We start from the raw sequence: 24061 nt of genomic DNA on the forward strand, positions 1-24061 counted from the left end.
CCGATGCTGATACATAGCAGGACGCTAACTATCTGCAAAAGAGTAAGGAGGAGCAACGATGAAAGCACTGTGCTGGCATGGCAAAAATGACGTTCGTTACGACACGGTTCCTGATCCTGAAATAGAACATCCCCGCGACGCGATTATCAATGTAAGCAGCTGCGCTATCTGCGGCTCTGACATGCATCTTTACGATCACTTTATACCCGGTATGCAATGCGGCGACGTGCTTGGCCATGAGTTTATGGGCGAAGTCATGGAGGTGGGCAGCGCTAACAAAAAGTTAAAGGTCGGCGACCGGGTGGTGGTGCCGTTCACTATTTTCTGCGGCGAATGCGAGCAGTGCCAACGCGGCAATTACTCGGTTTGCGAGCGCTCCAACCGCAATAAATCCTTGGCTGACAAGGCTTTTGGCCACGGCGGTGCCGGGCTGTTTGGTTACTCACATTTAACCGGCGGCTATGCAGGCGGCCAGGCGGAATTTGTCCGCGTGCCGTTTGCTGATACCACGCATATCAAAGTTCCCGATACGCTGACCGACGAGCAGGTGCTGTTTCTCGGGGATATTTTCCCGACTGGCTGGCAGGCCGCCGTGCAGTGCGATATTCAGCCCACCGATACGGTCGTTATCTGGGGAGCGGGGCCGGTTGGTCAGTTCTGTATTCGCAGCGCCGTCTTGCTGGGTGCCCGCCAGGTAGTGGTGATCGACAACGTGCCTGAACGCCTTTCCATGGCCCAGGCGGGCGGGGCGATCACGATTAACTTCGAGCATGAGAGTGTGCTTGGCCGCTTGCAGGAGCTGACCAACGGCAAAGGCCCGGAAAAATGTATCGATGCGGTAGGCCTTGAAGCGCATGCCACGCGCTCACTGGATTCTGCCTATGATCGGGTCAAGCAGGCGATGATGCTTGAAAGTGACCGCGCCCATGTACTGCGCGAGATGATTTACGTATGTCGTCCTGCCGGTGTGCTGTCCATTCCCGGCGTTTACGGTGGGCTGGTCGATAAAATCCCTATGGGCGCGCTAATGAACAAGGGGCTTACCGTGCGCACCGGCCAGACCCACGTTAACCGCTGGACCGATGACCTGCTCAAGCGTATTGATGAAGGGCAGATTGATCCCTCATTTGTCATTACCCACTCCGTAGGCCTGGATCAGGGGCCTGAAATGTATAAGACCTTCCGCGAGAAGCAGGATGGTTGTGTCAAGGTGATTCTCAAACCTTGATCAACAAGCCATGGAGGTAGCTATGCACCATCAATATCATCAATCACAACATATGACCCGTTCATTAAGCACCGCCGATAGAGTCGCCCGCGGGCTAGGCTGGCTAAGTCTGGGCTTGGGGCTTTATCAGCTGTTGGCGCCGCATAAGCTAGGTGAACAACTTGGGTTGCGCGGCCATGAGAACAAGATGCGTGCCTGCGGCGCGCGTGAAATGATCAGCGGCATTGGCGCACTGACCGATAATCCAACGCCTGCGATCTGGAGCCGGGTCGGCGGCGATACTCTTGACCTGGCTGCACTGACCTACGCGCTTCAGGATAGACATAACCCCAAGCGAAAGAACCTTTATCTGGCGCTAACCGCCGTGGGGATTATTACCGCAGTCGATGTCTACTGTGCCCAGGCGTTAAGCAAACGGCATGCTTACCAAGCTGGTGTCACGCCGGATTACAGCCACCGCAGCGGCTTCCCACAAGGCCTGGAAAGCGCCCGCGGCGCGGCGCGTGATTTTAAAGTGCCCAACGATATGCAGGATGCGCTGCCCAGCTTGCCGCTTTAGCTTTATTTTATTTACTTTAATAGTGCAGACATATCGCTGTTTTAAGCATTATGTATTAAACACAGCGTTTTAAGTACAGCGGCCCCTGTTTCATGACCTCACAAAGCCCAGACGTTCAACCAACGGCGCCTGGGTTTTGTCATATTTGAGAGGTAGAGTGAAGCCTGGTGATTAGTACTCACTGCTCAATGACGGCAGCTCTTAGCAATGGGGCAAGGCATGAACAGCGCATACGATGTTGAACCTGAAGAATTCAGCGCTCTAGAAGAGCGCCTGCACAGCATTAGCCACGGGGTAGGCGCGTTGCTGAGTATCGTTGGGGTTGTGGTGCTACTGATGATGGCGAGTATTGCCGCTCATGTAGACCCGTGGAAGCTTGTGAGCCTCGGCTTGTACGGTATGACGCTGGTGTTGCTGTATACCGCTTCTACTCTTTACCACGGTATTGCGCATCGACTCTGGAAACAGCGCTTTCAATTGTTGGATCACTGCGCGATCTATCTTCTGATTGCGGGTACTTACACGCCGTTTTTGCTTGTGAATATGCGTGGCCCTACCGGCTGGACGCTGTTTGCCGCCGTGTGGTCACTCGCGCTGATCGGAATTATCTGCAAATTGCTATGGCCGCAGCGCTTCGCGATTTTAAGAGTGGTGATTTATCTGCTGATGGGCTGGATGATTGTGTTGGCAACCGAAGAAATGACCGCCAGCCTCTCGGTCACCGGCATTACTCTCTTAGCGGCGGGCGGTATGTTCTATACGCTGGGCGTAATCTTCTACGCCGTGCGGGCGATCCCCTATAACCACGCTATTTGGCACTTATTTGTAGTGGCGGGCAGCGTATGCCACTACTTTGCGGTAGTGGCAGCCGTACTGCCTTATTCGACTTGAAGCGTTAAATGTTTACTCGGCCGCTTGCTTCTCGCGCGCCACTGCTTTTGCCAACGCCGGGCGCTGAGCGTGGCGCTTTTGATAAGCGATGAGCGGCTCTGGCAGGCGGTGTTTCATGCTGATCGCCCAGGAAAGCGTATGGGTGAGAAATATATCCGCCAGCGTGAAAGTATTGCCCACCAGGGTTTCTTGGCCTTGAAAACGCCGTTCTAACGCACTCAGCGCACGCTGAAATTCCCATGTAGCCGTCGGCACGATAGTCGGCACACGTTTGTCTTCAGGCAGCGCAAACTTATGCTTGGCGTGGGTCCACAGCGGCTGCTCCATTTCAGAGACGATAAAGCTCAACCACTGGTCAACCTGGGCACGCTCGGCGGCATTGGTAGGTAGCAAGTTACCGTCACCATACTGTTCCGCCAGGTAACGGCAAATGGCGGATGACTCAAACAGGGTAAGCTCACCGTCTTCCAGCACCGGCACTTTGCCATCCGGATGGCGCGCCAGATGCTCCGGAGTCTGGCCTTCACCTTTGTCCAGCGCGACATAGCGACAATCGTAGTCCAAGCCCAGCTCTTCAAGCGTCCAGGCGGCGCGCAGTGAGCGAGAATGGGGAAAGCTGTACAGCGTAATCATGGCGTGCTCCTGACAAGGGGCCAGCCGTCGCTGGCGAAAAGAAGACGCTTTCAATCTAACGACTAAGGCACCGGCTGTCGATGTCAGAATAGCCAGTCAACGCAGCCCTTCAGAGGCCGCTTAGCTGTCGCGCGCTTTACGAATGCGCTCGTAAGCGTTGCCGATTTCGCTGGTGCGCGCCTGGGCCACTTCACGCATGCTTTCGGGCAGCCCTTTACCGGCCAGTTTGTCCGGGTGGTTCTGGCTCATCAAGCGGCGGTAGGCTTTTTTGATTTCGGCGTCGCTGGCATCCTCAGAAACGCCCAGCACGCGGTAGGCATCTTTAAGCGCTTCTTCGCTTGCCCCTTGAGAGTTAGCCGCCGCGCCATGTAGCATGGCTTCAATTTGCTGTACTTCGGCCTCGCTACACCCAATGCCCCGTGCTACTCGCAGGATCATTGTATGCTCTTCAGGATGCAGTACGCCGTCCGCGGCGATGGCTGAGAGCTGGACCTGTAAAAATACCTGGCGCATGACCGGCTGGTTGCGGGTTAGACGGCCGACGCTGGCAAGCTCGGCATCAAGGTCGAAGTTATCCGCACGGCCACGCTCAAAGGCCGCGCGTGCCTTGGCCCGCTGCTCGCCTTGAAGGTGCATCTGGTCAAACAGCTTTTCGGCAACGCCTAGCTCGCCGTCAGTGACTTTTCCGTCGGCCTGGCAAAGGCAGCCCATCACCGAGAAAATCGATTCTAAAAAGCCTTCTTGAAGACGCATGCGCGCCTCCATCAGGCGACGGCCAAGGCGACGCCCTAACCACCAACCCAAGGCGCCACCAATTAACAACCCAACGGGGCCGCCTGTGGCAAGACCAATCAGGGCAAAAAACACAATCAGAAGTAGCATGGCTCTCTCTAGCGTCAGTAGAACGGATGTGCAACCGGATACAGGCAAAGGGCGGTGCCAGGCTTTCAAGTAGCTATTTAAACAAGGCGACGTGTTTCGCCGAACGTACTACTATAGTTGAAAATGAAGCAGGCTAACGTTTGCCGCAATCGTTTACCACAATGCTTCCCACCTCCTCTCTTCGCATGGAGAAGCTATGGCCTCGCCAGATCCGGACGCTCCAAAAAGCTCTACGGTACACGATCCCAAGGTTTTTGAGTATCACAACCCGGCAGGCGGTTGGGGCGCACTCAAGGCGGTCAGCAAGCATTTGCTGCATAGCCGCTCCCCAGCCACCAACGCCCGCTCGCTGTTCAAGCTTAACCAGCCTGATGGGTTTGATTGCCCAGGCTGTGCCTGGGGCGATCCTGAGCACGGCTCCTCGTTTGAGTTTTGCGAGAACGGAGTAAAAGCCGTAACTTGGGAGGCCACCTCCAAGCGTGTTACCCGGGACTTCTTCGCCAAGCACACCGTCAGCGAGCTTAAAACCTGGGATGACTACCGTCTGGAAGACCAGGGGCGGCTGGTCGAGCCGATGCGCTATAACGCCGAGACCGATCACTACGAGCCGATTACCTGGGATGCGGCGCTGAATCTCGTTGCCGCCGAGCTTAAAGCGCTGCCCACGCCGGATGATGCGATCTTCTATACCTCGGGCAAGGCGGGCAATGAATCGGCGTATGTTTTTCAGTTGTTGGCGCGGCTTTATGGCACCAATAATCTGCCTGACTGCTCCAATATGTGTCACGAAGCCAGCGGCGTCGCGCTGACCAAAGCGCTGGGCACGGGCAAAGGCAGCGTACGGCTGGAAGATTTTGAAAAGGCCGATGCAATCTTCGTGTTTGGCCAGAACCCCGGCACCAACCATCCGCGTATGTTGGGCACGCTGCGCGAAGCGGCTGAGCGTGGCGCTACCATTGTCAGCTTCAATCCGCTGCGTGAGCGGGGGCTTGAGAAGTTTGCCGATCCGCAAAAGCCCCTTGAGATGCTGCATAACGGCAGCCATAGGATCAGTTCCCACTACTTCTGCCCCAAACTGGGCGGCGACATGGCGGCGGTGCGTGGGATGGCCAAAGCTCTGTTTGAGCGTGACGCGGCAGGCGAAGCGGTGCTTGATCACGCTTTCATGGCCGAACACACCATTGAGCTGGATGCTTATCGTACCGTGGTGGAAGCAACCGCCTGGGAAACGCTGGAGGCTCAATCAGGCTTAAGCCGCGCACAGATGCAAGAGGCGGCCGAACTGTATGCGCGCTCCAAGGCCACCATCATCTGCTGGGCCATGGGCATCACTCAGCACGTGCACTCGGTGCCGACGGTACGTGAAATCGTTAACCTGCTGATGCTGTGCGGTAATTTAGGTAAACCCGGTGCGGGCACCTCGCCGGTACGCGGCCACTCCAATGTGCAGGGTGACCGCACCATGGGGATTTTCGAGCAGCCCTCCGATGAGCTGTTGGATGCCTTGGAAGCCCGCTACAACAAACCCATGCCGCGTGAACACGGCGTGGACTCCGTGGCCGCCGTGCACGCCATGCGCCATCAGCCCGGCAAGGTGTTTATTGGCCTGGCGGGTAACTTTACCCGGGCGATTTCCGATAGCCGGGTGACTGAGGCGGCGATGGCGCAGTGTCAGCTCACGGCGTTTATCAGCACCAAGCTCAACCGCAGCCATCTGGTTACTGGCAGCGACGCGCTGATTCTACCCTGCCTGGGGCGTACCGAAATCGACCGCAACCAGGCGGGCGAGCCGCAGCTGATCACCGTGGAAGACTCCATGAGCATGGTGCACAGCTCAGCAGGAATTAACCGCCCGGTAGATGCCTCGCTACCTTCAGAAATCACCATTTTGACCGGCATTGCCGAGCGGCTGCTGGGCAGCGATGTCGTGGACTGGGCGGCCATGCGCGAAGACTATGACGTGATCCGTGAACATATCGAAGCGGTGATTCCCGGCTTTGAGAACTTCAACGAGCGCGTTCGCGTACCGCGGGGCTTTTGGTTAACCAACCCGGCGTTCGAGCTGCGCTTTCCTACCCAGAGCGGTAAGGCCGAGTTTTCGGATGCGCCATTGCCCGAGCAGGTCGTCCACCAACAAATGGCAACCCGCCAAGGCGGCTGGCTTACCCTGCAAACCATGCGCTCTCACGATCAGTACAATACGACGGTATACGGCTATAACGACCGCTATCGGGGGATCGAAAACGGCCGTCAGGTGATTTTCCTGAACCGTAAGGACATTGACCGGCTGGGCATTAGCGCCGGGCAGTGGGTGGATTTGATCGGTGAGTCAGGCGATGGCATCGAACGGCGTGTGGACGGCTTCAAAGTCGTGGCCTACGACACGCCCGAAGGCTGCGCCGCTGCCTACTACCCTGAAACCAACCCGCTGATTCCGCTGGATCATAAGGGCGATCAAAGCCATACCCCGGCGTCCAAGTCGATTGCCATTCGCTTGGAGGCGAGCGCCCGCATTGCTTGACCTGTCTGATCAAATGGCGAATCAGCAGAAACTGCAGCGTTCACTCGCGGCGCTGCAGAATGCTCACCCTGAACTCGACACGCTGGCAGCCTTGGTGTTGCTGGCACTGCGCGAGTCACCGCCCGCCGAAAAAGGCTTTTCCAGTGCGCTGCTAGCCAGGCATCTTAATATCGAACATGCCTTGATCCGCCGCGCCTGCGCGGAGCTTGAAGACGCGGGCTGGGTGAGCACCCAACCCGCAGGCGGCGCCAGCCCGGCTTTACGGGTAATACGATATGAACAAAGGTATTTTATCGTCTTCCACTAATACAGATTATGTTAGGTAAATAATTTTATGAAGTAAATCCATATGGAATTTTTATATGATCGTTTTTTCTACTAATGAATTTTTCATAAATAATAAAATTTTATTTATGAAAGTATTGAACTCTGATTCCTTATGGTTTTGTTCATAAATCTTAATTGAGGTTATGTTTAGCGCTGGTAGAATAGGCTTGCTGCCAAATATGCTATATTCATGTTCGTGAAAGCTAATGGTTTTTTCTACTTCATCAGGATAAATTATACTAAGTCCTAGAGAAGGGCTCTCTGCTGAGTTTTTAGAGCCTATTCCATGTATGTACTTCATAGTCAAATCAGGTAAATAATTCGTAAAGGCAGTATCTCTATTAGTGTATTTTGCATCTAGATAATACATTTTATTTTCTGAGCCTTTTGTTAACTCAATAACAAAGTCTGGGCATCTTTTTGAGTTAGAGCTGTTTTTGCTTCTTTCCTTTATGTTCCTTTTGTCAACTGTCCAGGCTTCTATGTTTACAAACTCCTGTTTTCCACTTCTTTTATTGTTATCAGCCCAGAATACTGGCTCATATCTCAATGCTAAGCAATAACCTTGTAGTTTATAGTAATAAGAAACTCCATTTTCTTTTTTATCAGTGTTAATGTCTTCAGGTATAAAGCCTAGGTTTTCAAGGCTAAGTTTTAAGCGAATAAAGCAATAATATTCAAATAATTTGGGTATATTTTGTATTGAGGATAATTCATCAGGTATGCCTAAGTCAGCAGCTCCAAATCTATACCAATTAGCAATATTTTTGAAAATTAAAAAATAATCATTTTTTTCTTTTGCTTTATAGGTGAAGTTAGGCATTCCATTGAATGATGATGTAATCTTTAAATGCGCTAAAAAATAATCTTTTATGGCATGAAGTTGATTAATTATATTGCGACAATTTTTTATTTTAGATTTATTTATTTCTCTTTTAAATTTTCTTATTTGCGAAAAGAAACTAATATAACCTTGCTCGTTATAAGAGTTAATAGAGTTTTTTGGCTTTGTATCATCAAGCTTTATGAGAATATAATTCGTAGTGTTTATCAAAGTTTCAATAAATCCAAGAATAACTTGGTTTTCATATGTGTCATGATTCTTTTCAATTTCTATTTCTCGAATTTTATGACTAGTATAAAGTTTGCCTTCCCATTCGATAAAAGCTTCTTGATAGTCATCGGTTTCGTATAAACTATCTAAGTTTTCACATAACCAAGCCAGACTGTTATCATCGAATAGAGTTCTTTCGCTTGGCAAATTAATTTTTTCATTAAGATTATTTTTAGTTATTGGGTTAGCGCAGATAGAAGCAATTTTTGAATTGAGCAGTAAAACGTTTTTTTCAATTTGTTCAATTAAAAAAGATATCGAACGATGGCCTTCTTTCAAACCTGCAGAAAACCTGGTAACCCTCAATAAAGTAGAAAGTGTCTCATCACCATGCTCAGATAAAAAGCTAAGCATCGAAGTAACACTTTCCGATGTAATTTTTCTCGCTAAAATTTCAACTAAAGAGAATGTAAATACGTTAACTTCATTTTCATGCGAGGTATGCTTTACTGATATCTCGGCATAACCACAAAAATTATGAAAGATTTTTTCATGGCCCCATTTATAATGTTTAACTGGACGCCAAATATATTTAAAGCCAGTATCTGTCTCCATATATTCGGTAGCACGTATTTCATTTTCATGCAGGCATAGATATACTTCCGAAGAAAATTCAGCGATTTCTAAAGTTATTAATAAGGCTTCATCTTCATAAAAGTAAAGGCCAGGAGTTTTGCTCGATAGATTGTGCTGAGTTTCTTTTCTTGGCCCATTCAGTACCGTAAAATTCAAATTCATGTTGTTCACTAAAAGAAAGTGTAAAATTCAGCGAAATTGTCACCACGATCAATAATAGATTTTAATATGCTTCTTGACCTTTTTAAATCATACTTAACAAAAATTTGATCTACTTTTAAAAGTCTTTCTTTAAAAGAAGAACTATGTCCTTCAATTAAAGGCAAAATGTGTTGTGCGACCGCAAAATCAATTGGTTGAGATCTCATATGGCCAACATCATTAGCTATATGACAATATCTTCTAATAGCATTTTTTTTCCGTTGGCTAACGATAACTGGAGATGTCTTGTTGATTTGTGATGATAATTCTTTGATGATTAAAGATAGTATCTCTTCTTCATCAATGTTTAGCTCCGCTTCGTGAGCGCTAATGTTAAAACTATTGTTAATTTGCTCATGTGTTATAGCTCCATCGAAAAGCGAAACAATCTCTTCTGGAGTTCTAATATCGTCTAATTCTCCATGTGTAAGACTAATTATTGGTGCTCTATCAATAAGCCTTGGAGAAAGCTTCTCAGTCGTTGCATCATTATTAATAGTACCTATGAAATGAACACTATTGTCTATTTTTAAAAACCTTTTTTCTGCGCTCGGAATTCCTAAGTCGATAGCTTTATTTCGACCTTCAGGGTCACACATAGACAAGAAATCTGACCAATAATGTTCCATGCTTGATAAATTTGCTTCATCAAGCAAAATTAACTTTTTTAGATCACTATTTTCAGAATTGGATAGATCATTTCTTAAAAATTGATATAGCCCTGAACGAGACTCTTGATAAACACCTTTCAACGAGTTGTAAAATCCTAAAATATCCCTGCCTGCTACCCAACCTCTTCCTACCGCAATATTTAAAAAATTAGTTTTCTTATAGCTTTCTTCAGGGTTCGTCAAACCAGTTGCGGCTGCTAAGCGCAATGCTGTTGAAGTTTTACCTGTGCCAGGAGGACCGGAGAAGATAGTCAAAAAGGATTGATAAATATTTATTAATATATTTAGTGTCTCATCATAATCAAATTTTTTCCCATGATCACTATCAAAATAGTTGTTAATGCTTTGAATGTAATCAAATCTATTTTCATGAGTAAGAGGGAAACTTGATCGCTTAAGAACAGCAGGCTCTTGTTGAGAATCTTTTTCAGTAGAACTACGCCCATTTAGTATGGCAATAAGCGTGTTAGTTTCAACCAGTTTGTCAGTTAGTCCCGGAGATTCAATAATATGCTTTTGCTGACCAATAGCCCTTTTTAATTCGTGCAGATCTGTTCTGCCTTCTTCTAAACGAGCTTTTTCAATTTCAACCTTGCGCTTTAGATCCTCAAGATCTTTAGCTGTATCAAGCATAATAATCAAATTTTCGAGTTCTGACTTTTTCTCACTAATTTCTTTCTCAATGGACGAATTTTTTTTGGTTAGTTCTTCTTGTCTTTCCAATTGGATTTGATGTATTTCATGAACAGTTTGATTTTTAATTTCTTCTATTTTTATCTCTGAGTTCTTCTTTTCTAATAGAATAGTTTCTTGAAATGATTTTAGTTCGTTAGATTTAGAGACAATTTCTTGCTCAATTTTTTCGATTTCCTTTTTCTTTTTAGATATTTCTAGCCTTGTTTTTTCCTCTATTTCTTCTTTTTTCTGTTTTATTAAAATCTCACTATTTTTATTAAAATAATTATCTAAATATGCTTTTCCGTGTTTATTATCAACAAGGAAGTTTTCAATTATTTCTTTTCCATAAGCATCTACATTGAGAAAATCCTCAATTACTTTTTCTAATCTTTTAAGCCTTTGCTCATTTTGCAATTTGCTCTCTTGTTTTTTATAGTGTTCAATCGCTTGATGTAGTTTTTTTGCATCTGCCTTATTTAGAGGCGTGGAAACTTTCTTTCCAAAACCATGCTGAGTATAAAATTTTATTAATCTTGCATCCGAGATAAAATCCATCTTTTCAAATTGTTGACGAGCAACGCGTTTAAGGGAGCCTAGATATAGTTGTGATTCACCGTTCTGGCTAACCTTCAATAAATCACCAGAATTAAATAAATCTAGTGATTTAAAAACTGCAATATGATCTGTTGGTAGACTTAAAGGAGTCGTTCCAGTCGTTGGTGTTAAATATAAAGTATCTTCTGTATTGCTAGAGAAAAAAGGACCATAGATAAAATCTCCATTCTTTATAAACAGAGAGGTGTTTCTTGGAAGATTGTCATTAACTAGACCAGTACTTATTTCAGGAAGACTTGTTTCAATTACAGGTAATAGCGTATTTGATTCTTTATGCGAGCTCTTGTTGCCAAAGCTACGAAATTTTTGTATACGTGGGTTTTCCTGCCAATTTGAATCACTTTCACTCCAATCATTAAGAATAAAAGTCTCTCCTTCTCGAAAAGCCTCATCTATTTTTTCGTAATCAGCACCAATGAAAATGCCATCGTTAGGAAATTCACTAGGGTCAACAGGTGTATATGTGCCATCTTCATTTTCGTATGCAATTGGTATGACTATGCCTAATTGGTTGTCATTATATCCATGACTTTTCACTACGACTAATTTTGACATTTTTCTCTCTTTTAAAACTTAATTTTTAATATTTCTTATAAGATTTTTTATCAAAAAACTCATTGTACTTGCAAGATGTAATAAGTTTTACTTTAAGCGTCAAGGCAGCCGCTGGCGAATGGCGGCTTCGATGCCCGCGGCATCGAGGCCACAGTCACGCAGCAGTTCGTCTGGGGTGCCGTGCTCTACAAAGGTGTCGGGCAGGCCCAGATTGAGCACTTCTACCTGGACGCCTTCGGCGTTGAGCAGCTCGTTAACGGCACTTCCCGCGCCACCGGCAAGGACATTCTCTTCAAGCGTTACCAGAAGCTCATGCTCATCGGCGGCGTGGAGAACCGCGTCGCGGTCCAGCGGCTTGATGGAGCGCATATTGATATGCGTGGCGTTGAGCTTTTCGGCCACTTCAGCGGCTGCGGTGTTTAGGCTGCCAAACGCGAGTAGCGCAATGCGCACGCCGTCGCCTTGTGACTGGCGGCGTACCTCTGCCTGACCAATCGGGAGCGATTCCAGGTGCTCAGGGATTGCCACGCCGGGGCCGGTGCCGCGTGGGTAGCGAACTGCCGCGGGGCCGGGGTGATGGTAGGCCGCGCTTAGCATGGCACGGCACTCGGCTTCATCGGCAGGGGCCAGAATGACCATGCCGGGTACGCAGCGTAAAAAGGACAGATCCATGCTGCCGTGGTGAGTGGGGCCATCTTCGCCGACAAGGCCCGCCCGGTCGATGGCAAAGGTGACGTCCAGGTTCTGCACCGCCACGTCATGAATCAGCTGGTCATAGCCGCGCTGCAAGAACGTCGAGTAGATGGCCACCACCGGCTTCATGTCTTCACACGCCATGCCCGCCGCCAGCGTTACGGCGTGCTGTTCGGCAATCGCTACGTCAAAGTAGCGTGCCGGGTACTCCTTGGAGAAGCGAATCAGGTCGGAGCCTTCGCGCATGGCCGGGGTAATGCCCATCAGGCGTGAATCGCTTGCGGCCATATCGCACAGCCAGTCGCCGAATACGTTGCAGTACTTTTTCTTGGGGGCGGACGGCGCTTTGGGCGGCGGCGTGGGCGGCACGCTGGTTTTTTCAAGCTTGGTGATGGCGTGGTAGCCAATCTGATCCGCCTCGGCGGGTAGAAAGCCTTTACCCTTGCAAGTTTTGATATGCAGAAACTGTGGGCCATCCAGCTCGCGCATGTTGCGCAGCGTTTCGGTCAGCGCCTCAAGGTCGTGCCCGTCAATCGGGCCGATGTAGTGAAAGCCCATTTCCTCGAATAGCGTGGCGGGGCTGACCATGCCTTTCATATGCTCTTCGGTGCGCTTGGCAATTTCTAGCGCGCCGGGCAGGTGAGAGAGTACTTTTTTGCCCTCTTCGCGCATTTTCAGGTAGGGCTTGCTCGACATCATTCGGGCGAGGTAGGTCGCCAAGCCGCCGACGTTTTCCGAGATCGACATCTCGTTGTCGTTGAGCACGACCAGCATATTGGCATTGACGTGGCCTGCGTGGGCCAGTGCTTCAAAGGCCATGCCCGCCGTGAGCGCGCCGTCACCAATAATCGCGCAGACGCGGCGGTTATCGCCTTTGGCCTGGGCGGCCAGCGCCATGCCAAGCGCCGCGGAAATCGAGGTGCTCGAGTGGCCCACGCCAAAAGTGTCGTATTCGGATTCAGCGCGGCGTGGAAATGCCGCCAGGCCGCCGTGTTGGCGAATGCTGAGCATCGCCTCACGTCGGCCGGTGAGAATCTTGTGCGGGTAGGCCTGATGGCCCACATCCCATACCAAACGGTCCTTGGGCGTATGAAAGGCATGGTGCAGGGCCACGCTCAGCTCTACCACCCCCAGACCTGCGCCAAAGTGGCCGCCGGAAACGCCTACGCTATAAAGCAGGTAGGCACGCAGCTCGTCAGCCAGCTGGGCAAGCTGCTGGGTATTCATGGCCCGCAGCGCAGCGGGATGATCAAAGGAGTCGAGCAGCGGCGTTGCCGGGCGCTCGCGGGGAATCTCGTCGAACAGCTTCATGGGCATCTAGTGGTCGCGCTCGATCATATAGTGGGCTAATTCGGCCAAGGGCGCGGCTTTCTCGCCTAGCGGGGCGAGGGCGGCAATGGCCTCGTCAATCAGGATGCGCGCCTTTTGCTGCGCGCCGTCAAGCCCTAAAAGGCTGGGATAAGTCGGCTTGGCGCGGGCAGCATCAGCGCCGGATGTTTTACCGAGCGTGAGGGTATCGCCTGTCACATCAAGAACATCATCGTGAATCTGGAAGGCTAGACCAATGGCGCGCGCGTAGCGAGTCAGGGCGTTTAAACGCGGGTCGCTTTCATCGACGGCAATAAGCCCGCCCATGCGTACCGCCGCAACAATCAGCGCGCCGGTTTTATGGGCGTGCATATGCGCCAGAGCGTCCACATCGGGGTGGCCGCCTACCGCGGCGAGATCCAGCGCCTGGCCTGCCACCATGCCCTCACGGCCAGACGCCGTGGCGAGCGTGGTGATGAGGCTGCCAAGCCGTGGATGGGCGGTACGCGCCAGCACGTCAAAGGCCAGGGTTTGCAGCGCGTCACCCGCCAGAATCGCGGTGGCTTCGTCAAAGGCAATGTGTACTGTGGGCTGGCCGCGGCGCAGGTCGTCGTCATCCATGGCGGGTAAATCATCATGAATGAGCGAGTAGGCGTGAATCAGCTCAATGGCAGCAGCCGGGGCGTCAAGCTCTTCATCGCTTGCGCCAAGCGCCTGCCCGGCAAGGTAGACGAGCAGCGGGCGCAGGCGCTTGCCGCCCACCAGAAGCCCGTGGCGCATGGCATCATCCAGCCGGGTTACCACGGCGCGCTCGTTAAACAGGGCGTTAAGCGTGGCATCAACCCGCGTGTTGCTGATCGCGCGCAAGTCCGTCAGTGAGGCGGCGTGAGTCGCTACCATGGGGGTGTCTCCTTACCCTCGTCAGCATCATCCTTGGGTGCTTCTGCATCGGCGAAGGGGGTAACGTTTAAGCGTCCTTCGCTGTCTTCGCTCAGCGCACGTACTTTCAGCTCGGCGGTATCCAGGCGCTGCTGCGCGTCGCGGGTTAACCGCACGCCCTGCTCGAAGGCGCCCAGCGCATCTTCCAATGAGAGCTCGCCTGATTCCAAGCGTTCTACGATGGTTTCCAGCTGTTCAACCGTGGCCGCAAAATCCTGCTGCGAGGGTGTGGTATCGCTCATTGGTCAATGCCTACTGTTTTCTGGCGCCCCGTCAAAAGGCAGCGCGCGGGCCTGCAATGTAAACGTACAGTATACACCGAGGCCAGGGGGTGGCGTCTTCCCCAGCCTGCTTTCGGCGTGTGACTTGCACTGTTTTCATCTTGAAAACGCACACATTTCATCAGTTCACAAAGGCCTGAAAGGTATGCGGTGTGATACTATACGGCCTTCCGTTAACCGATACACGGCGCACGCCGCCGACCATAGAGGTTGATTCAGCCATGGCCAAAACGTCCCTGGAAAAGAGCAAGATCAAAATCCTGCTACTCGAGGGCGTCCACCAGAGTGCGGTGGACAATTTTCACAACGCCGGATATGAAAATATCGAGCATCTACCGACATCGCTAGATGAAGCGTCGCTGATCGAGAAAATCCGTGATGTTCACTTTATCGGCATTCGCTCGCGTACCCAACTTAATGAGCGGGTATTTGCAGCGGCAGAGAAACTGGTCGGCGTTGGCTGTTTCTGTATCGGTACCAATCAGGTAGATCTTGATGCGGCGCTAAAACGCGGTATTGCGGTGTTTAATGCGCCTTACTCCAACACTCGTTCCGTGGCGGAGCTGGTGCTGGCAGAAGCGATTATGCTGCTGCGTGGTATTCCCGAGAAAAATGCCCGTGCCCACCAGGGCGGCTGGCTGAAGTCGGCCAGCAACTCGCATGAAGCTCGCGGCAAAACCCTGGGTATTGTGGGTTACGGCAGTATCGGCGCGCAGCTTTCCGTGCTTGCCGAAGCGCTGGGCTTTAACGTTATCTATTACGACATCATCACCAAGCTGGGTATGGGTAACGCAAGCCAGGTCGCCAACCTTGACGAGCTATTAAGCCGCTCGGATGTGGTTAGCCTGCACGTGCCGGATTTACCTTCTACCCGCTGGATGATTGGCGCCAAAGAGATCGCCGCCATGAAGCCGGGCGCGATCTTCATCAATGCCTCGCGGGGTAGCGTAGTCGAAATCGAGCCGCTGGCGGACGCGATCAAGTCAGGCCATCTGAACGGTGCCGCCGTGGATGTATTCCCGGTTGAGCCCAAGGGCAACAACGAAGAGTTTGAAAGCCCGCTGCGCGGTCTTGAGAACGTGATTCTGACGCCGCATATCGGTGGTTCTACACTCGAAGCCCAGGAAAATATCGGCATCGAAGTGGCGGACAAGCTGACGACTTACTCGGATAACGGCACCACGATTACCTCGGTCAACTTCCCCGAAGTGGCGCTGCCTGCGCATCCTGATAAGCACCGCTTGCTGCATATTCATGACAACGTGCCGGGCGTGCTGTCGCAGATCAACCGCGTGCTGTCGGAAAACGACATCAACATTTCCGGCCAGTACCTGCAAACCAACGATAAGGTCGGCTACGTGGTCATTGATGTCGACAAGGCTTATGGCCCGCAGGCGCTGGAAGCCTTGAAGCAGGTAGAGCATACGCTGAAAATCCGTGCGCTTTACTCGGCGCACAATAGCTAGGTTTTACAGCGACGAGGCTTGGCAACAACGTAAAATGCCTGGCTGATGGCATAAAAAACGGCTCCCGAATGGGAGCCGTTTTGGTTAGTAAGGCTGACGATCAGGCAAGATCAAACAGCAGCACTTCGCTTTTATCCCTGCCGGTCACGCTGATGGCGTCGCCAGGCTGGAACGCGGCGGCATCGCCGGTGCTGAGCTGTTCGCCATTGACCTCTACCGCCCCTTTTACCACATGCAGCCAGGCGTAGCGTGTGGCAGGCGTTTCTAGGCTTTGGTCTGCGTCAAAGGAGCCAGCGTAAAGGTTAACGTCCTGGTTGAGGCTAACCGAGCCTTCACGGCCCTCTTCCGAGGCCACTAAGCGCCACTGGCCTTGCCTTTCAGCCGCCGGGAAGGGCTTCTGTTCGTAGCTGGGTGCAATGCCAAGCGCTTTGGGCTCAATCCAGATCTGCAAGAAGTGCAGCCCGCTCTCTTTGGAGTGATTGAACTCACTGTGCAGCACGCCGGTACCGGCGGACATACGCTGTACATCACCTGGGCGCATAACCTCGCCGTTGCCCATGTTGTCTTTGTGCTCCATTTCGCCTTCCAGCACATAGGAGATAATCTCCATATCGCGGTGCGGATGGGCGCCAAAGCCATGACCGCCGTCAACGCGGTCCTCGTTGATCACCCGCAGGGCGCGAAAGCCCATATGTTTGGGGTCATGGTAGTTGGCAAACGAGAACGTGTGGTAGGAACGAAGCCAGCCGTGGTCTGCATAACCTCTTTCACCCGCGCGACGAATTTTCATTTTTTTGCTCCCAGCCGTGTTTAATAAATAGCTGCTGAAGGAATAGCTGTTGAAGGAATGAACTCAATATACGCCTGTAATCGCGCCGCGTCGGGCGAAGGTTTCTGCATGATAACGTCGATTAAATCGACGAATTTATAGGGAGGTGACCTGCGTCAATCTGGCAGGATTCAAGCATTACGCCGTTTGCGTTAGACTATGCGCGTTTATTAACCCGGTCCGCCCTTTGCGAGGGCGACTACCTGGAGCTTGTCATGTCTACCCCTGTTTCTGAAACTATCTCAAAAACTATCTCTCAAACGATCTCTCAAACGATCTCTGAATCTGGCGATACGCCGCGTATTGTCGTCGCGGCGCTGTATAAGTTCGTCACCCTGAATGACTTTGAGGCGTTGCGTGAGCCGCTGCGCCAGGCCATGGTCGATAACGATGTCAAAGGTACCTTACTGCTGGCTAAAGAAGGTATCAACGGCACCGTAGCGGGCACACGCGAAGGCATTGATGCTTTGCTTGCTTGGCTGACTGCCGACCCGCGCCTGACCGATATCGACCATAAAGAGTCTTACTGCGACGAGCACCCGTTCTACCGCACCAAGGTCAAGCTCAAGCGTGAGATCGTGACGCTTGGCGTGCCGGGTATCGACCCTAACGATACCGTAGGCACCTACGTTGAGCCTGAAAACTGGAACGACATAATTTCCGACCCGGAAGTCCTGGTGATCGATACCCGCAACGATTACGAAGTGGCGATTGGCAGCTTCGAAGGCGCGGTTGACCCAAAGACCACCACGTTCCGTGAGTTTCCCGAGTACGTGCGCGAGCACTACAACCCGGAGAAGCACAAGAAAGTCGCCATGTTCTGCACCGGCGGCATTCGCTGCGAAAAAGCCTCCAGTTTTATGCTCAAAGAGGGCTTTGACGAGGTTTACCACCTCAAGGGCGGCGTGCTGAATTACCTGGAAAAAGTCCCTGAAGAAAAGTCTCTGTGGCGCGGCGAGTGCTTTGTGTTTGATAACCGGGTAGCAGTCCGCCACGACCTGAGCGAAGGCTCCTTTGAGCAGTGCCACGCTTGCCGCATGCCGATTTCCGAGGAGGACATGCAGTCCAGTGCCTATGAGCCGGGGATCAGCTGCCCGCACTGCATTGACTCTTTGCCTGAGAAAACCCGCGCGGCCGCCCGCGAGCGCCAGCGCCAGATCGAGCTTGCCAAGGAGCGCGGCCAGCCCCATCCGTTAGGCTACAACCATCGCGAAAAAGCTTAACGCCTAATCTAAGGCTTAACGTTAAGCTGGCGGCCACGTTCGTGGTCGCCTTTGGTCGTAAACATCCCGTTTCTGACGTTTGAGGCACTAGACTGAAGCTTATTCAGCTTATCTAGGGGCCTCCTATGCCTGTTTCTTGTGATACTTCGGCGACCGAGCTACTGCTTCGCGATGACCAGCAGGGCGTGACCACGCTCACGCTCAATACCCCCAAGCGATTCAACACGCTTTCCGAGCAGATGCTTGAGGCGCTAGAGGCGGCGCTTGCAGAGATTGCCCACGATGAGCAGGTGCGCTGCGTGGTGCTAGCAGCCAACGGTAAAGCCTTCTGCGCCGGGCACGATTTAAAGCAGATGCGCGCCAACCCGGATAGAGCCTACCATCAGGCGCTTTTTGCCCGCTGTAGCCAGGTGATGCAGGCTATCGTCCATTGCCCGGTTCCGGTGATTGCCAAGGTGCAGGGCCTTGCCACCGCCGCTGGGTGTCAGCTCGTTGCCAGCTGCGATTTAGCCGTTGCCGCGCAGAGCGCCCGGTTTGCGGTGTCGGGAATTAATCTAGGCCTTTTCTGTTCAACACCGGCCGTGGCGTTATCGCGCAACGTGCCCCGTAAGCGGGCGATGGAAATGCTCCTGACCGGTGAGTTCATCAGCGCTACCCAGGCGGCTGAATGGGGCTTGATCAATCGGGTTGCCGAGGATGCGGCACTCGACGACGCCGTTCAGGCGCTGACCGAGAGTATTTGCGCCAAAAGTGCCGTGGCGGTGAAAACTGGAAAGGCCATGTTCGCGCGCCAGCTGGCCATGCCGCTGGATGAAGCTTACGCATTTGCCGGAGAAACCATGGCCTGCAATATGCAAACGCTTGACGCTGCAGAAGGCATTGATGCGTTTATCGACAAGCGTCCACCGCGTTGGCAACACCGCTAGCGCCTATTCGTCGTTCGCCTCTATCCGTCGCTAACGCATCTCCGCTATTAGTGGAATCCGTTTCCGTAAACGCGACAGCAGCTATGACAGCGCGTTATCCTGTTGCTCTTTGCGCCTTCAGGAGAGAGCAGGGTGAGTGAAGCCAAGCGTAGGACGGTTGGGCGTCCGGCAAGCGCCGCCAAAGCGGGCGGCGGGCATAGCCAGTCTCTGGTACGGGGCTTAACGTTATTGGAGTATTTAGCGGCGAGTCCTCTGGGGCTTGCACTGTCGGACGTGGCCGAGAAAGCTGATTTAGCCCCTTCCACCACCCACCGTCTGCTCCAGGCCTTGCAGAGTCAGGGCTTTGTGACCCAGGAGAACGAACAGGGGCTGTGGCGCATTGATGTCAAAACCTTTCGCATCGGTAACAGCTTTCTAGAAGCCCGCGATGTGGTGGCGTCAAGCCGGCCTTTCCTGCGCCGATTAACCAGCGAAACCGGCGAAACCGCTAACCTGGGTATTCGCGACGGTGATACGGCGGTGTTTCTCGCCCAGCACGAATCACCTCAAATGATGCGCATGATTACCCGCTTAGGGTCGCGTGCGCCTCTGCATGCCTCTGGTGTTGGTAAAGCGCTGTTAGCATGGATGCCCGCTGATGAGCGCGCCCGCTTTCTGGATAACCGCGAACTCGCCCGCGTGACTGAAAACACGCTGTGTCACCCCGACGCACTGCTTGCAGAAATGCAGCAGGTCGAGCAACAGGGGTTTGCCTGCGACCGTGAAGAGCATGCCATTGGCCTGCACTGTGTGGCGGCCTGCATTTACGATGAGCACGCCACGCCGCTGGCGGCCATTTCCGTTTCAGGCCCCGTGGCGCGCATTCCTGAATCGCGCCTACTGGCGCTGGGCGCGCTGGTGCGCCAAGTGGCTGATGAGATCACCAATCAGCTAGGCGGCCAGGTGCCGCGTTCATCGTAAGCGCCTGTTAATATGCTGAGTCTTTTCCTGGTGGCCCTGGCAAGCGCGACACTCTTGCCGGGCGGCTCCGAGGTGTGGCTTGCTCGGCTTTGGTGCCTGGGCGAGCCTGCCGTGCTGCTGTGGGTTGTAGCTACCGCAGGCAATACGCTGGGGAGTCTGGTCAATGTGGCCATGGGCCGCTACGCGCGTCAGTTTCAGCATCGGCGCTGGTTTCCCGCATCGGCCAAAAGTCTGGCGCGGGCCGAGCGCTGGTATCACAAGTTGGGGGAAGCAAGCCTGCTGCTTTCCTGGGTGCCGGTGATTGGCGACCCGCTGACGGTGCTGGCCGGTCTATTTCGACTGCCCTGGTGGCGTGCTTTTCTATGGATTGTAGTGGCAAAAGGTGCTCGCTACGCGATAGTGCTGGGCCTTGCGAACCAGTGGCTGTTACCGCTCTGCAAGGCCTGACCGGCATGCAAAACCTCACACCGGCTTTCAATCTGCATCCATACCTGGTTCATGTTCCCATGTTACCCTGTGCGCTTTTACACGCTATCGATATGCAGTGCGTGTGCATTATGGTTTGCATAAAGTGGGCCAACCGTTAGATTTAAGTAAGCATTTACCCAAAGGGAGGTTGAGGTGTGACGCCATTACGCTTATTACCCTGGCTAGGCATCTGGCTGATGACACTATTTGTGTTGTTGGCAACGCCGGCATTAGCCCAAACGACAACGTCGGCTGCCGAGGATCCTGCACCGCCACCGGCAGAGGAGCAGGCTTCTTACGAGGCGCTTGCGGATCTGCTTGAAAATGAACAATCACGACAAGAGTTAATTGATGTGCTGCGCAGTCAGGCGTCGGCGCTGCCGGCTGGTCTTGAAGCGGAATTATCGCCTGAGGCCGCCGCCGCAGGTGGTAATGTGTCGCCTGAGGATGTGTCACTGCCTCGCCAGCTCGCCGAACTTACCAGCCGAGTAGTCACCGATATTGGTGGACAGATTGAACAGGCGGCCTCCGTGGTCGGCGATCTGTTTACCGGTAGCGGTGACAGCTCAAGCACGTTCGACGCGGCGGCGTTTACCCAGGCGGCGATTAATCTGGGTATCGTGATTGTTGCCACGTTTGCACTGTTTTTTGTGTTACGCAGGCTTGGCAAGCCCGCGTTTGCCAAGGTGAGCCGCTGGTCGTTAACCGGTACCGGTCTAACGCCGGTGCTAAGGCTTATCCTATGTGTTGCTATCGCGGCGGTTATCGACTTTTTGATTGTCGGTTTAGCGTACGTAGGCGGCAACCTGATCGCTACGTTTGCCGTGGGGCAAACGGGCGAGCTTTCCACGCGCGCATCGCTGTTTCTCAATGCCTTCCTGATTATCGAACTGTTCAAGGCCGTCATGCGTATGCTTTTCTCCTCCCGTTACGAGGGGCTACGCCTGCTGCCTATTTCTGCCCATGAAGCGTCTTATTGGAACCGTTGGCTGGCGCGTCTGATCGGTATGGTGGGATATGGCTTGATGGTCGCTGTACCGCTGGTCAATTTCTATCTGGGTGTATCGCTGGGGCAAGCGGTCGGTACGTTGATCATGATTATCGCCTTTGTCTATGCGGTGAGCGTGGTGCTTAAAAACCGCGTACGCCTGCGAGGCAACATGAATGCGATCGCTGCCAATACCACCATGACCGCAAGCCGCGTATCGCTACAGCTATTTGCGCGTACCTGGCACCTGTTTGCGCTGTTGTATTTTTTGATCGTGTTTGTACTGACCCTGACGCGTCCGGGCGATGCGTTACCCTTTGTGCTATTTGCAACTCTGAAAACGTTAGCGGCCGTAGTGGTTGGCCTGCTGGCGTCTACGTTCCTGACCCAAACCATTGGACGGCGTATTCAACTATCCGATGATTTACGCCGCAAGCTGCCGATGCTCGAACATCGCCTGAATAGCTACGTACCCAATGCATTACGCGTGCTAAGAACGGTGATTCTAGTAGCCGTGATCATGGTGGTGCTGGATGCCTGGGGCGCCTTTAATTTAGCGGGCTGGTACGCCTCTGAGCGTGGCGCTCACTTGGTCGGCAACCTGATCAGCGTCGCGGTCATCCTTATTGTGTCGCTGGGTGTCTGGCTGGCACTGGCAAGCCTGATCGAGCATAAGCTCAACCCGGAAACCGGCACCGGCGAGCCCTCGGCACGTGCTAAAACGCTGCTGAGCCTGTTCCGTAACGCCCTGGCGATCGCCATGGTGACGATTACGGGCATGATCGTTCTCTCGGAAATCGGTATCAACATCGGGCCGCTGATTGCCGGTGCCGGTGTGCTGGGTCTGGCAATTGGTTTTGGCGCCCAGAAACTGGTGCAGGATGTGATCACCGGGGTATTCATTCAGATTGAAAACGCCATGAATACCGGCGATGTGGTCACCCTGGGAGGAATTACCGGTACCGCCGAGCGGTTAAGCATCCGCTCTGTGGGTATTCGCGATCTTTCCGGCACCTACCATATCGTACCGTTCTCAAGCGTAGATACCGTATCCAACTATATGCGCGACTACGGTAACCACGTGGGCGAATACGGTATTGCTTACCGTGAAAGCATCGATGACGCGATTGAGCAGCTCAAGCTGGCCTTTGAGGATCTGCGTTCCAGCCAGGAGCATGGCTTCAAGATACTGGCTGATCTGACCGTTGCCGGTGTCGTTGCCTTGGCAGATAGCTCGGTCAATATTCGTGTGGTCATCAAGACGACTCCGGGCGATCAGTGGGGCGTTGGACGTGCCTACAATCGCTTAGTGAAGATGCGCTTTGACGAAGCCGGTATCGAGATTCCGTTCCCGCATACCACGCTCTACTTTGGCCAGGACAAGTCAGGCTCTGCGCCGCCCGCTAACCTGCGTGTGATGCAGCAAGCCTTCACCATTGATGGCAGTCCGGCAGGGCAGCCTAAAGCGGCTGAGCTGGTAACGGATGATCGGCATAATCCGCACAAGGCTGATTCCACATCGAAAAACCCTGAGCACCATAAGCCTGATGAAGAAGATGTCTAATCAGTCAGGTTGATGCTGTTATAAAGCTAACATGGGCCGCCTTTGGGCGGCCCATGTTGTTTTTTTTAGGAAACATGTTTTAGGCAACATAGTTTTCCGAGTGTCTGCCTTCCAGATAGATCGACTCGCCACCATCGACACATAGCACCTGCCCGGTGACAAAATCATTATCCAGCAGGTAATGCACGGCCTGGATCAGATGCCCAGGCGTTCCCTGCCGATGAAGCGGGATTCCCTCCAGGCGCCAGGCAATATAGTCATGATTACGCTGCGCGGTGGGCAACACGACGCCCGGCGCAATGCCGTTAACCCGGATATGTGGCGCGAACTCGATTGCCGCCATTTGCGTCATCTCCGCCAGTCCCTTTTTAGACAGCAAATATGCCGCATACGGATACTGGTGATAAGCCACTTTATTATCGATGATATTAATCACGCAGCCCTTGGGAACCGCATCGGCAAAGTGGCGGGTTAACAACAGCGGGGTAAACAGATTAATGCGAAACTGGGTTTCCAGCATGGCTAAATCGGTTTTCGCGATAGGTGCTGCCTGGTAAGACGAGGCGCTGTTAAACAGTACGCTTAAATGAGGAAAACGCGCTTTGGCAGTATGAATCAGCGTATCTAAAGGGTCGTGCAGAAAGTTACACGGCAATATTTCACACTCACGTCCTTTCCCACGAATATATGCCGCTACTTCTTCGGCCTCTTCTCGCGAGCTATTAACGTGTAAGGCAATGTCATACCCCGCGTCTGCTAATGCTTCGGAAAAGTACCGCCCTAAGCGGGTCGCGCCCCCGGTTACTAATGCAGCTTTAGAAGTCATTGAGTGTCCCTGTATTTAATCGTTATGTAATGACTGCGTGTATCTTGCGTTTATTGTTAGTCGTTTTATGGCTTGCACACTAAGAGCGTAGCGCTAGTCTGAGAGTTGGTCATTAACTGATCCTAAGATTGTTTCGACT

Annotated in this window: 20 protein-coding genes; 11 read left to right on the forward strand and 9 right to left on the reverse strand. The window is 52.3% G+C overall.

What is annotated here, in order from left to right; translation table 11 throughout:
• Positions 1-58: 58 nt before the first annotated feature.
• From D467_RS0107415 to trhA, 3 genes are all read left to right on the forward strand, one after another.
• Entirely contained in the window at positions 59-1228 is a 1170-nt protein-coding gene (locus D467_RS0107415; RefSeq protein ID WP_018916869.1) for a zinc-dependent alcohol dehydrogenase, read from the forward strand.
• A gap of 22 nt (positions 1229-1250) precedes the next feature.
• Positions 1251-1787: a hypothetical protein gene (locus D467_RS0107420; RefSeq protein ID WP_018916870.1), complete on the forward strand. Its 537-nt coding sequence runs from the start codon at positions 1251-1253 to the stop codon at positions 1785-1787.
• A 219-nt stretch (positions 1788-2006) separates the two neighbouring features.
• A complete protein-coding gene (trhA, locus tag D467_RS0107425) occupies positions 2007-2678 on the forward strand; it encodes a PAQR family membrane homeostasis protein TrhA (RefSeq protein ID WP_018916871.1) in 672 nt (223 codons plus the stop codon).
• A 12-nt stretch (positions 2679-2690) separates the two neighbouring features.
• On the opposite strand, the gene D467_RS0107430 is transcribed toward trhA, so the two are convergent.
• Positions 2691-3311 carry a glutathione S-transferase family protein gene (locus D467_RS0107430; RefSeq protein WP_018916872.1) on the reverse strand — a complete coding sequence of 207 codons (621 nt, stop codon included), beginning with the start codon at positions 3309-3311 and terminating at the stop codon, positions 2691-2693.
• A gap of 120 nt (positions 3312-3431) precedes the next feature.
• Positions 3432-4193, reverse strand: a complete 762-nt coding sequence (gene djlA / locus D467_RS0107435; protein ID WP_018916873.1) for a co-chaperone DjlA — start codon at positions 4191-4193, stop codon at positions 3432-3434.
• A gap of 196 nt (positions 4194-4389) precedes the next feature.
• Here djlA and D467_RS0107440 point away from each other — a divergent pair, with 196 nt between their 5' ends.
• Positions 4390-6714: an FdhF/YdeP family oxidoreductase gene (locus tag D467_RS0107440; protein ID WP_018916874.1), complete on the forward strand. Its 2325-nt coding sequence runs from the start codon at positions 4390-4392 to the stop codon at positions 6712-6714.
• A complete protein-coding gene (locus D467_RS0107445) occupies positions 6707-7021 on the forward strand; it encodes a MarR family transcriptional regulator (RefSeq protein ID WP_018916875.1) in 315 nt (104 codons plus the stop codon). The genes D467_RS0107440 and D467_RS0107445 overlap by 8 nt, the downstream gene beginning before the upstream one ends.
• A 51-nt stretch (positions 7022-7072) precedes the next feature.
• Here D467_RS0107445 and D467_RS0107450 read toward each other — a convergent pair whose 3' ends face one another.
• The 5 genes from D467_RS0107450 to D467_RS0107470 form a co-directional block, all read right to left on the reverse strand.
• Positions 7073-8893 (reverse strand): hypothetical protein, encoded by a 1821-nt coding sequence (locus D467_RS0107450; RefSeq protein ID WP_018916876.1) that lies wholly within the window; start codon positions 8891-8893, stop codon positions 7073-7075.
• 8 nt (positions 8894-8901) lie between these two features.
• Positions 8902-11451, reverse strand: a complete 2550-nt coding sequence (locus D467_RS0107455; protein ID WP_018916877.1) for a DUF8727 domain-containing protein — start codon at positions 11449-11451, stop codon at positions 8902-8904.
• A 99-nt stretch (positions 11452-11550) separates the two neighbouring features.
• Positions 11551-13461 (reverse strand): 1-deoxy-D-xylulose-5-phosphate synthase, encoded by a 1911-nt coding sequence (gene dxs / locus D467_RS0107460; protein WP_018916878.1) that lies wholly within the window; start codon positions 13459-13461, stop codon positions 11551-11553.
• Positions 13462-14352, reverse strand: a complete 891-nt coding sequence (ispA, locus tag D467_RS0107465; protein WP_018916879.1) for a (2E,6E)-farnesyl diphosphate synthase — start codon at positions 14350-14352, stop codon at positions 13462-13464.
• Positions 14346-14633, reverse strand: a complete 288-nt coding sequence (locus D467_RS0107470) for an exodeoxyribonuclease VII small subunit (protein WP_018916880.1) — start codon at positions 14631-14633, stop codon at positions 14346-14348. Before D467_RS0107470 ends, ispA begins: the two co-directional genes overlap by 7 nt.
• A 260-nt stretch (positions 14634-14893) precedes the next feature.
• Between D467_RS0107470 and serA the strand changes: the two genes are divergently transcribed.
• Positions 14894-16138: a phosphoglycerate dehydrogenase gene (gene serA / locus D467_RS0107475; RefSeq protein ID WP_026285655.1), complete on the forward strand. Its 1245-nt coding sequence runs from the start codon at positions 14894-14896 to the stop codon at positions 16136-16138.
• Positions 16139-16238: 100 nt separating this feature from the next.
• Here serA and D467_RS0107480 read toward each other — a convergent pair whose 3' ends face one another.
• Positions 16239-16928 (reverse strand): pirin family protein, encoded by a 690-nt coding sequence (locus tag D467_RS0107480; RefSeq protein ID WP_018916882.1) that lies wholly within the window; start codon positions 16926-16928, stop codon positions 16239-16241.
• Positions 16929-17182: 254 nt separating this feature from the next.
• On the opposite strand from D467_RS0107480, the gene trhO reads away from it, so the two are divergent.
• The 5 genes from trhO to ybiO all read left to right on the forward strand — a co-directional run bounded on the left by trhO (position 17183) and on the right by ybiO (position 23096).
• Positions 17183-18190 (forward strand): oxygen-dependent tRNA uridine(34) hydroxylase TrhO, encoded by a 1008-nt coding sequence (gene trhO / locus D467_RS0107485; RefSeq protein WP_018916883.1) that lies wholly within the window; start codon positions 17183-17185, stop codon positions 18188-18190.
• A 125-nt stretch (positions 18191-18315) separates the two neighbouring features.
• Complete coding sequence (locus tag D467_RS0107490) at positions 18316-19116, forward strand: enoyl-CoA hydratase (protein ID WP_018916884.1); 801 nt, start codon at positions 18316-18318, stop codon at positions 19114-19116.
• A 132-nt stretch (positions 19117-19248) separates the two neighbouring features.
• A complete protein-coding gene (locus D467_RS0107495) occupies positions 19249-20076 on the forward strand; it encodes an IclR family transcriptional regulator domain-containing protein (protein ID WP_018916885.1) in 828 nt (275 codons plus the stop codon).
• A 12-nt stretch (positions 20077-20088) separates the two neighbouring features.
• Entirely contained in the window at positions 20089-20523 is a 435-nt protein-coding gene (locus D467_RS0107500) for a YqaA family protein (protein WP_018916886.1), read from the forward strand.
• A 176-nt stretch (positions 20524-20699) separates the two neighbouring features.
• Entirely contained in the window at positions 20700-23096 is a 2397-nt protein-coding gene (ybiO, locus tag D467_RS0107505; RefSeq protein WP_018916887.1) for a mechanosensitive channel protein, read from the forward strand.
• Positions 23097-23175: 79 nt separating this feature from the next.
• Here the strand turns inward: ybiO and D467_RS0107510 are convergent, their stop codons facing one another.
• Positions 23176-23922 carry an SDR family oxidoreductase gene (locus D467_RS0107510; protein ID WP_018916888.1) on the reverse strand — a complete coding sequence of 249 codons (747 nt, stop codon included), beginning with the start codon at positions 23920-23922 and terminating at the stop codon, positions 23176-23178.
• Between the last annotated feature and the right edge of the window lie 139 nt (positions 23923-24061).

Origin of the sequence: Vreelandella zhanjiangensis DSM 21076, from assembly GCF_000377665.1 — a bacterium.
In the GTDB taxonomy this organism is placed as follows: Bacteria; Pseudomonadota; Gammaproteobacteria; order Pseudomonadales; family Halomonadaceae; genus Vreelandella; species Vreelandella zhanjiangensis.

What these genes read in the sequence shown, in the direction of transcription:
- D467_RS0107450 (WP_018916876.1), bottom strand. Translation starts at nt 8,893, where the DNA reads ATGAATTTGAATTTTACGGTACTGAATGGGCCAAGAAAAGAAACTCAG.
- D467_RS0107480 (WP_018916882.1), bottom strand. Translation starts at nt 16,928, where the DNA reads ATGAAAATTCGTCGCGCGGGTGAAAGAGGTTATGCAGACCACGGCTGG.
- djlA (WP_018916873.1), bottom strand. Translation starts at nt 4,193, where the DNA reads ATGCTACTTCTGATTGTGTTTTTTGCCCTGATTGGTCTTGCCACAGGC.
- D467_RS0107500 (WP_018916886.1), top strand. Translation starts at nt 20,089, where the DNA reads ATGCTGAGTCTTTTCCTGGTGGCCCTGGCAAGCGCGACACTCTTGCCG.
- dxs (WP_018916878.1), bottom strand. Translation starts at nt 13,461, where the DNA reads ATGCCCATGAAGCTGTTCGACGAGATTCCCCGCGAGCGCCCGGCAACG.
- D467_RS0107420 (WP_018916870.1), top strand. Translation starts at nt 1,251, where the DNA reads ATGCACCATCAATATCATCAATCACAACATATGACCCGTTCATTAAGC.
- D467_RS0107510 (WP_018916888.1), bottom strand. Translation starts at nt 23,922, where the DNA reads ATGACTTCTAAAGCTGCATTAGTAACCGGGGGCGCGACCCGCTTAGGG.
- D467_RS0107415 (WP_018916869.1), top strand. Translation starts at nt 59, where the DNA reads ATGAAAGCACTGTGCTGGCATGGCAAAAATGACGTTCGTTACGACACG.
- serA (WP_026285655.1), top strand. Translation starts at nt 14,894, where the DNA reads ATGGCCAAAACGTCCCTGGAAAAGAGCAAGATCAAAATCCTGCTACTC.
- D467_RS0107455 (WP_018916877.1), bottom strand. Translation starts at nt 11,451, where the DNA reads ATGTCAAAATTAGTCGTAGTGAAAAGTCATGGATATAATGACAACCAA.
- D467_RS0107490 (WP_018916884.1), top strand. Translation starts at nt 18,316, where the DNA reads ATGCCTGTTTCTTGTGATACTTCGGCGACCGAGCTACTGCTTCGCGAT.
- D467_RS0107440 (WP_018916874.1), top strand. Translation starts at nt 4,390, where the DNA reads ATGGCCTCGCCAGATCCGGACGCTCCAAAAAGCTCTACGGTACACGAT.
- D467_RS0107430 (WP_018916872.1), bottom strand. Translation starts at nt 3,311, where the DNA reads ATGATTACGCTGTACAGCTTTCCCCATTCTCGCTCACTGCGCGCCGCC.
- trhA (WP_018916871.1), top strand. Translation starts at nt 2,007, where the DNA reads ATGAACAGCGCATACGATGTTGAACCTGAAGAATTCAGCGCTCTAGAA.
- D467_RS0107470 (WP_018916880.1), bottom strand. Translation starts at nt 14,633, where the DNA reads ATGAGCGATACCACACCCTCGCAGCAGGATTTTGCGGCCACGGTTGAA.
- ispA (WP_018916879.1), bottom strand. Translation starts at nt 14,352, where the DNA reads ATGGTAGCGACTCACGCCGCCTCACTGACGGACTTGCGCGCGATCAGC.
- trhO (WP_018916883.1), top strand. Translation starts at nt 17,183, where the DNA reads ATGTCTACCCCTGTTTCTGAAACTATCTCAAAAACTATCTCTCAAACG.